General features: G+C 48.2%; 16 protein-coding genes. 13 read left to right on the top strand and 3 right to left on the bottom strand.

What is annotated here, in order from left to right; translation table 11 throughout:
• The first annotated feature begins 1 nt into the window (after position 1).
• The 7 genes from rpsU (at position 2) to NEV57_RS03080 (ending at position 5096) form a co-directional block, all read left to right on the top strand.
• On the top strand, positions 2 to 193 hold the full coding sequence (gene rpsU / locus NEV57_RS03110; RefSeq protein ID WP_257656814.1) for a 30S ribosomal protein S21: 192 nt from the start codon (positions 2 to 4) through the stop codon (positions 191 to 193).
• An 88-nt stretch (positions 194 to 281) separates the two neighbouring features.
• Positions 282 to 1163, top strand: a complete 882-nt coding sequence (locus tag NEV57_RS03105; protein ID WP_257657033.1) for a tyrosine-type recombinase/integrase — start codon at positions 282 to 284, stop codon at positions 1161 to 1163.
• Between the two features lie 15 nt (positions 1164 to 1178).
• Positions 1179 to 1523 carry a ribosome hibernation-promoting factor, HPF/YfiA family gene (gene hpf / locus NEV57_RS03100; protein ID WP_257656813.1) on the top strand — a complete coding sequence of 115 codons (345 nt, stop codon included), beginning with the start codon at positions 1179 to 1181 and terminating at the stop codon, positions 1521 to 1523.
• 35 nt (positions 1524 to 1558) lie between these two features.
• Positions 1559 to 2476: a helix-hairpin-helix domain-containing protein gene (locus tag NEV57_RS03095; RefSeq protein WP_257656812.1), complete on the top strand. Its 918-nt coding sequence runs from the start codon at positions 1559 to 1561 to the stop codon at positions 2474 to 2476.
• Positions 2469 to 2996 carry an adenine phosphoribosyltransferase gene (locus NEV57_RS03090; RefSeq protein WP_257656811.1) on the top strand — a complete coding sequence of 176 codons (528 nt, stop codon included), beginning with the start codon at positions 2469 to 2471 and terminating at the stop codon, positions 2994 to 2996. Before NEV57_RS03095 ends, NEV57_RS03090 begins: the two co-directional genes overlap by 8 nt.
• A 110-nt stretch (positions 2997 to 3106) precedes the next feature.
• Complete coding sequence (locus NEV57_RS03085; RefSeq protein ID WP_257656810.1) at positions 3107 to 4258, top strand: acyl-CoA dehydrogenase family protein; 1152 nt, start codon at positions 3107 to 3109, stop codon at positions 4256 to 4258.
• A gap of 52 nt (positions 4259 to 4310) precedes the next feature.
• Positions 4311 to 5096, top strand: coding sequence for a TerC family protein (locus tag NEV57_RS03080; protein ID WP_257656809.1), 786 nt, complete (start codon positions 4311 to 4313; stop codon positions 5094 to 5096).
• Here NEV57_RS03080 and NEV57_RS03075 read toward each other — a convergent pair.
• Positions 5088 to 5231: a hypothetical protein gene (locus tag NEV57_RS03075; RefSeq protein ID WP_257656808.1), complete on the bottom strand. Its 144-nt coding sequence runs from the start codon at positions 5229 to 5231 to the stop codon at positions 5088 to 5090. The two genes, NEV57_RS03080 and NEV57_RS03075, sit on opposite strands and share 9 nt — an antisense overlap.
• Before the next feature lie 128 nt (positions 5232 to 5359).
• Here NEV57_RS03075 and NEV57_RS03070 point away from each other — a divergent pair, with 128 nt between their 5' ends.
• The 3 genes from NEV57_RS03070 to NEV57_RS03060 all read left to right on the top strand — a co-directional run bounded on the left by NEV57_RS03070 (position 5360) and on the right by NEV57_RS03060 (position 7621).
• Positions 5360 to 6478, top strand: coding sequence for a M42 family metallopeptidase (locus NEV57_RS03070; protein ID WP_257656807.1), 1119 nt, complete (start codon positions 5360 to 5362; stop codon positions 6476 to 6478).
• Positions 6479 to 6530: 52 nt separating this feature from the next.
• Positions 6531 to 7223 (top strand): YoaK family protein, encoded by a 693-nt coding sequence (locus NEV57_RS03065; protein WP_257656806.1) that lies wholly within the window; start codon positions 6531 to 6533, stop codon positions 7221 to 7223.
• A gap of 89 nt (positions 7224 to 7312) precedes the next feature.
• A complete protein-coding gene (locus tag NEV57_RS03060) occupies positions 7313 to 7621 on the top strand; it encodes a DUF3467 domain-containing protein (protein WP_257656805.1) in 309 nt (102 codons plus the stop codon).
• Positions 7622 to 7627: 6 nt separating this feature from the next.
• Here the strand turns inward: NEV57_RS03060 and NEV57_RS03055 are convergent, their stop codons facing one another.
• Entirely contained in the window at positions 7628 to 7786 is a 159-nt protein-coding gene (locus NEV57_RS03055) for a hypothetical protein (protein ID WP_257656804.1), read from the bottom strand.
• Between the two features lie 78 nt (positions 7787 to 7864).
• Between NEV57_RS03055 and NEV57_RS03050 the strand changes: the two genes are divergently transcribed.
• Together NEV57_RS03050 and NEV57_RS03045 are read left to right on the top strand one after the other, a co-directional pair.
• Positions 7865 to 9388, top strand: coding sequence for a carbon-nitrogen hydrolase family protein (locus NEV57_RS03050; RefSeq protein ID WP_257656803.1), 1524 nt, complete (start codon positions 7865 to 7867; stop codon positions 9386 to 9388).
• An 82-nt stretch (positions 9389 to 9470) separates the two neighbouring features.
• The gene (locus NEV57_RS03045) at positions 9471 to 10136 is read left to right on the top strand and encodes a hypothetical protein (protein WP_257656802.1); all 666 of its coding nucleotides are present in this window, start codon (positions 9471 to 9473) and stop codon (positions 10134 to 10136) included.
• 22 nt (positions 10137 to 10158) lie between these two features.
• Here the strand turns inward: NEV57_RS03045 and NEV57_RS03040 are convergent, their stop codons facing one another.
• A complete protein-coding gene (locus tag NEV57_RS03040; RefSeq protein ID WP_257656801.1) occupies positions 10159 to 10797 on the bottom strand; it encodes a hypothetical protein in 639 nt (212 codons plus the stop codon).
• Positions 10798 to 11173: 376 nt separating this feature from the next.
• On the opposite strand from NEV57_RS03040, the gene NEV57_RS03035 reads away from it, so the two are divergent.
• Positions 11174 to 12175, top strand: coding sequence for a helix-turn-helix domain-containing protein (locus NEV57_RS03035; protein ID WP_257656800.1), 1002 nt, complete (start codon positions 11174 to 11176; stop codon positions 12173 to 12175).
• The last annotated feature ends 27 nt before the right edge of the window (positions 12176 to 12202 follow it).

Genomic DNA, 12202 nt, shown 5'->3' with positions numbered 1-12202 from the left:
CATGATTATTGTAAATGTAAAAGAAGGTGAGTCGTTGGACCGGGCATTGAAGCGCTTCAAGAAGAAATTCGAGAAGACGGGTGTGTTGAGGGAATTGCGTTCTCGCCAGGCCTATGAGAAAAAGTCGGTTACCCGTCGTATCCAGGTGAAAAAGGCAATCTACAAGCAAGGCCTGAACCAGGAAACCATCTAAGTTTTCTCCGAATTTAAGCGGCAATATATTTTGCCCTGTTAAATAAATTTCCGTATATTCAACGTCAAGAATATACGGATTTTTTTTGATGGTTACGGATCGGTTTATCAACTTCCTGAAATACGAAAAGCGTTATGCTGGGCATACACTCGTTGCCTATCAACACGAATTGACGAGGTACCTGACCTACCTGACTGCCCAGGCTATTGACGTGGAAACCGTTACCTACCGGCAGGCCAGATCCTATATTGCCGTACTGCTTGAACAGGGACAGCTCCCTGCCAGCATCAACCGCAGCCTGTCCGCCCTCCGTACTTATTATAAATTCCTGCTGCGGGAGCAGCTGGTTCTTCAAAATCCCTTTGCATCGGTTAAGGCACTAAAAACAACCAAGAAGCTTCCGGTAACGGTTGATGAGGGGAAATTATCGGCCTTGCTGGACCGCGAAGAAGTGTTTCCCGACACCTTTGAGGGCCTTCGGGATAAAGTCGTGCTGGAACTTCTTTTCGGAACAGGGATACGGCTTTCCGAGCTGCTGCAGGCCCAGGATACCCATATTGATTTTTACAACGGTAATATGCTGATTTTCGGTAAACGGAACAAGGAACGGCTGGTGCCGCTGAACCGTACGCTAAGTCAATTGCTGCAGCATTACCTAGCCGAGAAAAAAAGACAACAATTTGATAACAATAGTGCCCAGTTAATCGTTACCAAAGAAGGTAAGCATGCCTATCCGCGGTTGATCTACAGCATCGTAACGCATTACCTGGGCGCCGTATCCTCACAGACAAAAAAGAGCCCCCACGTGTTGCGGCATACGTTTGCGACCGCCCTGCTTAATAACGGTGCGGATTTGAATGCAATCAAGGAACTGTTGGGGCATGCGGGGCTTGCCGCCACACAGGTATATACGCATAACTCAGTCGAACGTTTAAAATCTATTTATAAACAAGCCCATCCAAAGGCTTAACAAAAAGGAGGAAACATGAATATCACTGTGCAATCCATCAGGTTTAATGCTGACCGTAAATTAATCAGCTTCATCCAGCGAAGAGTGGACAAATTAGATCAGTTTTTTGATCAGATTATCGACGGTGAATGTTACCTGAAACTGGAGAATGTGGAAGACGAGGCAAATAAGATAACGGAATTTAAGATTAACATCCCCGGTAACCAGCTTTTTTCCAAGGGACAGGCAAAGACCTTCGAAGAGGCAACGGACCTTGCAGTGGAGTCGTTACGGCGACAGATCAATAAGCATAAAACAAAAACACGTACTAAGGCAAGCAATCACAAAGAATTACTGGCCGACGACAGTTCCGTAGCATAACTGTCGGTCCGGTGCCGGGCACCTAAACCACGAGTATGCTCAAATGGCTTGAAAAATATTTCAGGTTCAGCCATCGGGAGTTGCAGGGGATGATCGTATTAACGATCGTCCTGCTGTTGCTTTGGGTTGGTCCGTGGACATACCGTCATTGGTTTCCGGGAGCGCGGGGAAACCGGGCTGTGGACATTCTTGAAATCGAGCAGTTTCTTGCCGCCTCATCCAAGCAGCAGGCCGCGCGACCGGCTACAGCGGAGCTTTTCATGTTTGATCCGAATGGCTTGCCTGTGGCGGACTGGCAGCGCCTTGGGCTGACCGACCGGCAGATCCGGATGATCAAGAACTACGAAGCCAAGGGTGGCCGTTTCCGGGAAAATGCGGACCTGGGAAAAATTTACGCCATCACCGACGCGGATTATGCCCGGTTGGCTCCTTATATCCGGATACGGAAAACAACCCGTGCTCATACGGAGCGTACGCAGCCACTCCGGCGTCAAGTGTCCAATGTACCCGCAAAGGCCGACGGAGCGGCCCGGCAATCCGACGTGCCGCTGCGAATTGAGTTGAACGCCACGGATTCCCTGGCGTTGCAGGCATTGCCGGGAATCGGACCGGTATACGCGTCACGGATCGTCCGTTTCCGCGACCTTTTAGGCGGCTTCCACGATGCTGCGCAACTGCTCCAGGTATATGGGATGGATTCGGCCAGATACGATGGCTTAAGGGAGTTTATATCGGTGGACACCACTGCGGTACAGCGGATACCCCTGAACTCGGCCGATTACGATCAGCTGCGGAGGCATCCCTTCATCGGATCCGGGCTTGCGCGGCTTATTGTCCGGTACCGTAAACAGCACGGCCCTTACCGGCAGTTGTCGGATTTGTTTGGAATTGCGGTGATGGATGCTGAAATTTTCCGTAGAATTGCACCGTACTTGAAAATCACCCATGATTGATCAGCAACTTAAAGCTACCATCCGCGACATCCCCGATTTCCCCAGAAAGGGAGTCGTTTTTAAGGATATTACGCCGCTGCTACAGCATCCGGAACTCTGTAATGCGATATTGGATGAATTTATAGCACGCCTGGACACGCTTACCATTGATGTTGTGGCGGGCATCGAAAGCAGGGGTTTTCTTTTTGGCCTGATGCTGGCAAATCGGCTGGGTGTGCCATTCGTGCCTATTCGCAAGCAGGGCAAACTGCCGTACCTGACGGTGAAGGAGGAATACGAACTGGAGTATGGGCATGCAGCCATTGAAATCCATCGTGATGCGTTCCCTACGGGCGCGCATGTGCTTATTCACGATGACCTGCTGGCAACCGGTGGCACTGTTTCCGCGGCCAGCCGGCTGGTGCAGCAGCTTGGCGGCATCATCGAAGGATACGCGTTTATCGTTACCCTTACTTTTCTGAATGGCAGAAAACAGCTGTTGCCTTACAGCCCGAATGTCATTTCATTGGTCGATTATTGATCGGGCTGTGAATTTGAACCCGATACCATTTTATACTCCATTATACCTTATTTTCTTTGGTTTGTAATCTGCGATATAATAATTATCATTGTGAAAACCAGTGATTTATTATGCAGTTACATTCAGAAAAACAGGAAGATGAAAACCGGCAGCTGGTCCGCGATATGGTTCGCGAATTTGCGGAAAAAAACATTCGTCCGCATGTAATGGAATGGGACGAAGCGCAGCATTTCCCGGTTGAGACCTTTAAGGCCATGGGCCAGCTTGGCATTATGGGGTTGCTCGTTCCGGAAACCTATGGCGGCGCCGGACTGGGGTACCAGGAGTATGTGGATGTCATTGTTGAAATTGCCCGGGTATGCGGTGGGGTAGGCCTCTCGCTTGCCGCGCACAACTCCCTGTGTACCGGTCACATTCTCGCATTTGGAAACGAGGAGCAGAAGCGCAGCTGGCTTCCGCGGTTAACCGGTGCGGAATGGATTGGCGCCTGGGCGCTTACCGAAGCAGGAACAGGATCGGACGCGCTGGGAATGGCCACAACGGCCGTGTCGGATGGCGACTGCTATGTGGTCAATGGTACCAAAAACTGGATTACCCACGGCCAAAGCGGTGACATTGTCGTGGTGATGGTCCGCACAGGGGAAAAGGGCAGGTCGCAAGGCGTATCTGCGCTGGTTGTCAACAAGGGTACGCCTGGATTTGTGTCCGGGAAAAAGGAAAATAAACTGGGTATGCGGGCGTCCGAAACCACGGAACTGATATTTGACAATTGCCGGGTGCCAAAAGCGAATTTGCTGGGTAGGGAAGGGGAAGGCTTTAAACAGGCCATGCAGGTGCTGGAAGGTGGACGGATATCGATTGCGGCGCTGGCGCTGGGAATCGCAAAGGGTGCACATGAAGCAGCGGTGCGCTACGCGAAAGAACGTCATCAATTCGGGCAGCCGATCGCCAATTTCCAGGGAATATCCTTCAAGCTGGCGGATATGGCTACGGAAATTGAGGCGGCTGAATTGCTGACCAGACAGGCAGCGGATCGGAAGAACCGGGGTGTTTCTGTAATCAAACAAGCGGCGATGGCTAAGTATTATGCATCGGAAGTTGCGGTGAAATGTGCCACGGAAGCGGTACAGGTTTTTGGCGGCTACGGATACACCAAGGATTTTCCGGTAGAGAAATACTACCGGGATGCCAAACTTTGTACCATCGGGGAGGGAACCTCCGAAATACAGAAACTGGTTATTGCCCGGGAAATATTGAAGTAACCGTTTGCCGATTTGGAATCAATTTCTATTTTTATGGGATATTTACTTGTATATGGAATGGCTACTCAACCCTGAAATCTGGATATCCCTGCTCACCCTTACGGTGCTGGAAATCGTATTAGGCATCGACAATATTGTTTTTATCTCCATTTTAAGCAGTAAACTGCCTGAGGAACAGCAGCAGAAAGCCAGGCAGCTGGGACTGATGCTGGCCCTGGTTATGCGGGTGGCGCTGCTATTTTCCATTAAATGGGTGATGTCGCTGACGGGAACCCTTATTAATTTAGCGGATTGGTTCAATCTGGAGGGTGAGGTGGCGCAGACCTTCCTTAATCTTTCGGGCCGCGACCTGATCCTGCTCATCGGAGGGTTGTTCCTTATTTATAAAAGCACGACTGAAATCCATCACAAGATCGAAGGTGGTGAGGAAGCACATGAAATGCGGGGCAAAGCGGTTACATTCGGCAACGTAATCCTGCAGATTCTTATACTGGATATTGTTTTTTCACTGGACTCGGTCATTACCGCCGTGGGCATGGTCGACCAGATTTATGTGATGATTGCGGCCGTGATTATTGCCGTGATCATTATGATGATCTCTGCGGGGGCAATCAGCAATTTTGTTAATCGGCACCCGACCGTGAAAATGCTGGCACTGGCATTCCTGCTGCTGATCGGTGTATCCCTTACGGCAGAAGCCTTTAACCAGCACATTCCCAAAGGCTACATTTATTTTGCCATGGCGTTCTCCGTATTGGTTGAATACCTCAATCTGCGCGCACAGCGAAGAAAGGCAGCCAAAAGCGGGGGAAATGTCCCTAAACTGCCGTTAAAGTGAGTTGACCAGTGCCCAGTAGCGGAAACCCAGGATCGCCTGTTGCCTTTTAGTCAGCTTGGCGGGATCCTGTCCCGAGTACCGGGGCAACAGCGAGTTGTTCAGCTTAACCAGCATTTTAAAAAAGCCCTTTTTCATACTTGATTAACGGTTGGTGAATACCTTTGTTTTCAATGTTCGGTTTTGTGCGCGGGTCGGCTCCCGCGCTATGCGGATATTTTGTAAATTTGGCTCCATATTCCATTTCCGGAGAAAACAAAAATAATATGGCAAAAGGAAAAAAAGAAACGGCACAGCAACATATACCGGTGGTAACTCCCAAATCGCTGAAATTTTTTGAGCAATACATTAACAATCCGTCGCCGACAGGATTTGAATGGGCAGGACAGCGCTTGTGGCTCGATTATATAAAGCCCTATGTGGATGAAACGTTTACCGATCATTACGGCACTGCCGTGGCGGTAATTAATCCCAAGGCGGCTTTTAAAGTCGTTATTGAAGCACATGCGGATGAAATTTCCTGGTTTGTCAACTACATAACCAAAGATGGATTGATTTACGTAATCCGCAACGGGGGGGCTGATCACCAGATTGCACCTTCGAAGCGCGTGGATATCCACACCGAAAAAGGTGTGGTAAAAGCGGTGTTCGGCTGGCCGGCAATCCACACCCGTTCGGGTGAAAAGGAGGAAGGACCGTCACTGAAGAATATTTTCCTCGACTGCGGCTGTTCCAGTAAAGAGGAAGTAGAGGCATTGGGTATACATGTTGGTTCCGTGGTAACGTATGAGGACGAATTCATGGTGCTGAACGACCGGTATTATGTGGGCCGTGCGCTGGATAACCGTGCAGGAGGCTTCATGATTGCCGAAGTGGCCCGTTTACTCCGGGAAAATAAAAAGACCCTGCCGTTCGGACTGTATATCGTCAATTCCGTACAGGAGGAAATCGGTCTGCGGGGTGCGGAAATGATTGCTGACCGGATTAAACCGGACATAGCCATCATTACCGACGTAACGCATGATACCCAGACGCCGATGATCAACAAGGTAACCCAGGGGGATCTGGCCTGCGGAAAAGGGCCGGTTGTCTCTTATGCACCATCGGTGCAGATAAATTTTAATAAGCTATTGGTTGATACTGCAGTAAAGAAGGGCATACCGTTTCAGCGGCAGGCGTCTTCCCGCTGGACGGGAACGGACACCGATGCATTCGCCTACTCCAACGGCGGCGTGCCCTCGGTACTGGTGTCGCTGCCGCTGCGCTATATGCATACGACCGTTGAAATGATCCATAAGGAAGATGTGGATAACGTCATCCGTTTAATTTATGAAACACTGTTGACGGTTAAGTCGGGGCAGGACTTCCGGACTTTTGTGAAGTAAATGTCTTCTCGTGATTCGTCATACCGGCCAACGGCGGACATATCAACACAATTTGAAACTGGCAATATTACTCAGCCTCACGGCAGGCTTTGTAAATGCGGCTGGGTTATTGGCATGCGCGGTGCTTACTACCAATGTCACCGGACATGCGGCGTTGCTGGCGATTGACCTGGAGGCAGGCAATATGGATGTTGCATTCACTATTCTGCAATGGTTATTGCTGTTTCTTGCCGGGGCCACGTTTTCGAGCTGGTACATCGGGTGGATGGGTAAATATAAACGGTATGTATATACTGTCCCCTTATTAATTGAATTCAGTATCCTGTGCCTCGTAGCCACACACGGGTGGTGGGAAAAGGAGATTGTGGTATCGCCGGCATCCATTGCCAGCGGCTTATTGTTTGCCATGGGTATGCAGAATGCACTAGTAACGGTTATATCACGGGCTGTAGTCCGAACCACCCACCTTACCGGCATACTGACGGATTTGGGTATCGCCCTGGCGGAAACGGTACATAGGAAGTTTAAATTGAACAAATCGTTGAAAGAGCAGCTGGTCCTGCGTGTCAATATTATCTTATTTTTCCTTGCCGGTGGAATTGCGGGTGCATTCTTTTTCCGTCTTTGGGCGTATGAGTCGTTTTTTATACCTTCGGGTATTATTGTGACCATTACCTTTTACGATGCCTTTAAGATGAGGTATAGACAGGCGACACACCGGTTATTTTCGAAGACCGCCCAGTGATGTGCGATGGCGGCAATGAAGGTTGCGTATCACGTGGTGAGAAGGCCTCCAAAATGTATTTCGAATTATGAATGCTTAGTATACGTATAATGACAGAAAAGAAAGAAAACCAGCTGAATATTGAATTAACGGAAGAGGTGGCTGAAGGCATTTACTCCAACCTGGCAATCATCACGCATTCCAATACCGAATTTGTGATGGATTTTATCCGGGTAATGCCCGGGGTACCCAAGGCCAAGGTTAAGTCGCGGATAATTCTTACACCGGAACACGCCAAACGCCTGCTGAGGGCATTGGAAGATAACGTTGCCAAATTTGAAGCGGCAAACGGTACCATCGACGCGCACGATGAGCCTCCGTTTCCTATGAATTTCGGCGGCCCGACGGCACAGGCCTGATGGCGCCTAATCCGTTCTTTTACGCCCGCTGAACAGGGCCATGATAAATGCCACGGCAGCAAAGAAGATCAGAATATTGAACAGGCCTTTAAGGGCATACCAAAAAATACCGATACCCCAAACGGCCAGCAAGATAAAGGCTAAGATGAATAGGAAGCTTCTCATGATGTTTTATTGAGGTAAACCATCTAAATGCTTCTTTTGTTTTAGCAGATGTGCAGATGTCACGTTAACAGGATAAAAATGGATATCACAGTACGGTTACTCAGCAAACAGGATTATAATGACCTTAAAGCCTCGATGAAAGAGGCCTATGAAGGTTCGCCGGTGGGAATCTGGTCCAGAAAGAATATTACGGACCTGATTGACCTGTTTCCGGAAGGACAGCTTTGTGTCGAGGTAGATGGCAGGGTGGTGGCCTGTGCACTGTCGATCATTGTGGATGCTACCAAAACGGACAGTAACGAGTCTTATTACGAAATTATCGATTACGGGAAATTTACCCGGCATGACGCAGAAGGCGATGTATTATACGGCATTGAGGTTTTTGTGCATCCGGATTTCCGGCAGCTGCGTCTTGGACGGCGGTTGTACGATGCACGTAAAGAGCTTTGCGAACAGATGAACCTGCGGGGCATTATCGCCGGCGGAAGGATCCCCAACTACCACGAATATGCCCATGAGCTATCGCCCAGGCAATATATCGAAAAAGTAAAGAGCAACGAGATATACGACCCTACGCTGCGGTTTCAGCTGGCCAATGATTTCCACGTAAAGAAGATACTTAAAAACTACCTTCCCGGCGATACGGAATCACGGGAGTTTGCCACCCTGCTTGAGTGGAACAATATTTATTACGAGCCGGCGTCAAGGTCTATTTCTCCCGCGCAGCGTACGATCCGGCTGGGGCTTGTGCAGTGGCAGATGCGACTGTTTGGTTCGATCGATGCATTTTATGACCAGGTGGAATTTTTTGTGGATGCGGTCAGTGGCTATGGAGCTGATTTTGCCGTATTCCCTGAGTTCTTCAACACACCGCTGATGAGTGCCTATAACGACCTGCCTGAGACCGAAGCCATGCGCAAACTGGCCGGTTATACGGAAGAGATCAAGGAAAAGGTACAGCAGCTGGCCGTCAGTTATAATGTAAACATCGTTGCCGGTACCATGCCGCTGGTTGATGATGATAATAAGCTGTTCAATGTGTCCTACCTATGTCATCGCAACGGTAAAACGGATGAATACCGGAAAATACACATTACCCCCAACGAGGTAAAGTATTACGGCATGAACGGTGGTAATTCGGTACAGGTTTTTGATACCGATTGCGGCAAGGTGGGACTCCTGATCTGTTATGATGTGGAATTCCCCGAACTGAGCCGGATACTGGCCGACCAGGGTATGCAGCTGCTGATTGTCCCCTTCCTTACGGATACGCCTAACGGCTATATAAGGGTGCGCCATTGTGCACAGGCACGCGCCATTGAGAACGAATGTTATGTAGCGATCGCGGGTGCAGTGGGCAATCTGCCGAAAGTTAATAACATGGATATCCAGTATGCCCAGTCGGCGGTGTTTACACCTTCGGATTTTGCATTCCCCAACGATGCTATCAAAGCGGAAGCCACACCCAATACCGAAATGGTATTGCTGGCGGATGTGGACCTGTATCTGCTGCGCGAGCTGCACGAGTACGGTACGGTGAAAAATATGAAAGACCGGCGTAATGACTTGTACCAATTGCGGCTATTGAAAGGTAATGATTAATTGCTGGAACAAACATTTTGATCCCCTGACTGTTTTTAATGCGATCTATTGCGTTACTATAATTCTTCATGAGTAAACCTTTATGTGGAAAAACGGACTGCTTCTTTTATGGTTGTTAGGTGTAACACGGTATGCTGTTGCCCAAACCGATACCGATACCCTGCATCACCGTAAAATATACGCGGTGAGTGGACTGGGCTGGGGGTTTTCACTGGGCGAAACTTCCGATGTGCTGCGTCCGAAATTCTCTAATAGTCTGGGACTGGATATTTCGCTTGCCAACCGGCATTACTTTGTTTACCCCACGGTTGATTTTCTTACGTTCGAATACAATCAGCAGGAAAATGATCCGGCTTATCCTTATTCGCTGGAAAAGGGCCGGGGAAATATTTATATCCTGAACCTTGCCGGCGGTATTCGGAAACAGGTGGAAAAACTGAATCTCTATGCATACGCCGGACCTGGAATCGGTCTGATGTCCGAACCCCGGGCCGAGGTTGTATCGGAACCGGCTACCGTAAAGATCAATACCGTTTTCTACGTAACGCCGAGCCTGCGGGGCGGAGTAGGGGCAGATTATAAGCTGGGTGGGTTCTTTGTGTTTCTGGAGGCTGGATGGTTACATCCCTTCAGGCGAATGCAGGATCGGCAAGTCCATGTACTCTCGCTGTTTGGCGGACTCAAGACCGATATCACCGTGCTTAAAGATAAGGTCGCCCAGGTAATCGGGATAGATGGGGCAAAATAACCCCACTGCCACATAGCGAAAGTTACTGGATGCTTAACTCTACAACTGCTACGTCCAGCGAATTGAACAGCTTATGGGAAGAAAGCAGGGTTTCGTTATTCTGTATTTCGTCGAGCATCCGCACATCCACCCCACGTTGTTTCACGATGTCCAGCCGTCCGCCAAGGCAGGGGTAGTTCAATTCCAGGTCACCGCCATTAAATCCGGTAATGGTGGCAAAACCATCGAGACTGTTGTAAAAATTGGTCATCGACACCGGCATAAAATTATTCAGCTTCCGCAGATCCTCCAATGTAGACCCGACATGCAACCCTTCAGCTGTTTGGTATGGCCCGAAACTATTGCTGATCACCAGTTTGGTGATGGTGGCATAAGGTGGCTGGCTTTCGGCCCAGTAAACCTTGATTTCCTTGGTATCGTTGGGGAAAACACGTGTCACCTGCACCGATTTTCCATCTACGGTTAGTGTGTCATGTTCCAGGTTTTTGCGGCCGATCTGCGTTTCAAGATCAGCATAGGTGTAACTTAATTTGACTGGTCCTATATTTTCACAGGTAATTGCATTGGGATCAACGGCTGTTTCTTCCTGATCCTGTTGCCGCTTCTGCTGGCAGGCGGTAAATAACGTAATAAATGCGAGTGATAACAAAATCGTTTTCATGATAATCAGCTTAATGACCGTAGCGAAACTACGAAAAATCGATGAATCATCATTGGCTTCCAGAATTATCGAATCAGTTTAAGTTTTTTTCTATTCTGGGCCTAGGTGGTAAAATTATAAGGTCTCACAGAATGGAAATACACTGCCCATTCGGTCTAAATAGAGGGGAATCAGGAAAATAAAAATAATTTTTAAACTGAGCGGAGTCATTTTGTTCATTTTTTTAATTTGCTTTCAATTCAAAGTATGTATACTTTTGTAGTATATATCCCAATAATTTGCAATAAAATACGGTAACATAGGTTAGAATTTCTAAGTCATGGGTATCCTATCAAATTCTTGGATTGCGTTAGTCTGTCAATTTTTCATACTGAGCATGCTCTGGGTTGAAAGGCGGGCAATTACGACTTTTAACCGGGTCGTTTTCATGCTGTTGTATGCCGTAGTGTTCCATGGCATTTGCATTGTGTTAAATATCGGGGTTCCGGTTGGCCTGTTGTACGGGCCGCTGGTTATGGCTGCTTATTTTAGCCAGACTGAAAAAGATACGGCGCAACGGGTGATTAATCAGGTGCATTTTTTTCCTTTTTACTTTTTTTCGCTATTCTATATCGTACTGTGCGTGGCAGAACTTTTCTTTAATGAGGCTTCCGACATACTTAACAGGTATTACTATACCACGTACTTATTCCTGATGCCATTGTCGCTTTTGCGTTATGCGATAGACCTGTTGATCCGGCGAATAAACCAACAGTTTGAGTTTTATAAGCTCAGTGACCGATTATTGGATATGTTGATATTCCTATGCCTGGGCGCTGTTTTTCCGCTTGCGGTTTTTGCAGTAAACCAGTTAACTGGACTTGATTGGCAGTGGGAACGGCTTGTTGCTTATGGTATACTTTGTTTTGGGTTAGCCGTGATTGCGCATTACCTGTTTGTGAAGCGGGTGCTGAAACAGGATTTTCATGAATTGATCGGGCCTATGATTGAAACCTGTGTCGACTTACAACAAACCGTCCATGCTCCGGGAGAGAAAAGGCTGGAAGCGGAGCGGATCTGCGAATACATCCGGAAGGAACAGCTGTTTCTGAAACCGGATTTATCACTGGATATGGTAGCAGATGAGGTCGGGATACCGAAGTACGTGTGCAGCAAGCTATTAAATGAGGAAATGGGTAAGAGTTTTTATCAACTTCTTTCGGAATACCGGATTGATCACGCCGCTAAATTGATGGAAAGCGATAAAGGAAAACGGTATACAATAGAGTGGATTGCCTATACATCGGGTTTTGGATGCAAAACCTCTTTTTACCGCTACTTCAAGGACTATAAAGGGTGCATGCCATCTGAATACCAAAGACAACGGGGAAATAACTAAATGTAACCTCAGTATGCTGGACTTGAT

The sequence above is a fragment of the Parapedobacter lycopersici genome, from assembly GCF_024643285.1.
Taxonomy (GTDB): domain Bacteria; phylum Bacteroidota; class Bacteroidia; order Sphingobacteriales; family Sphingobacteriaceae; genus Parapedobacter; species Parapedobacter lycopersici.
The sequence above is the reverse complement of the archived record's forward strand: the minus strand, read 5'-3'. Positions and strand labels throughout refer to the sequence as shown.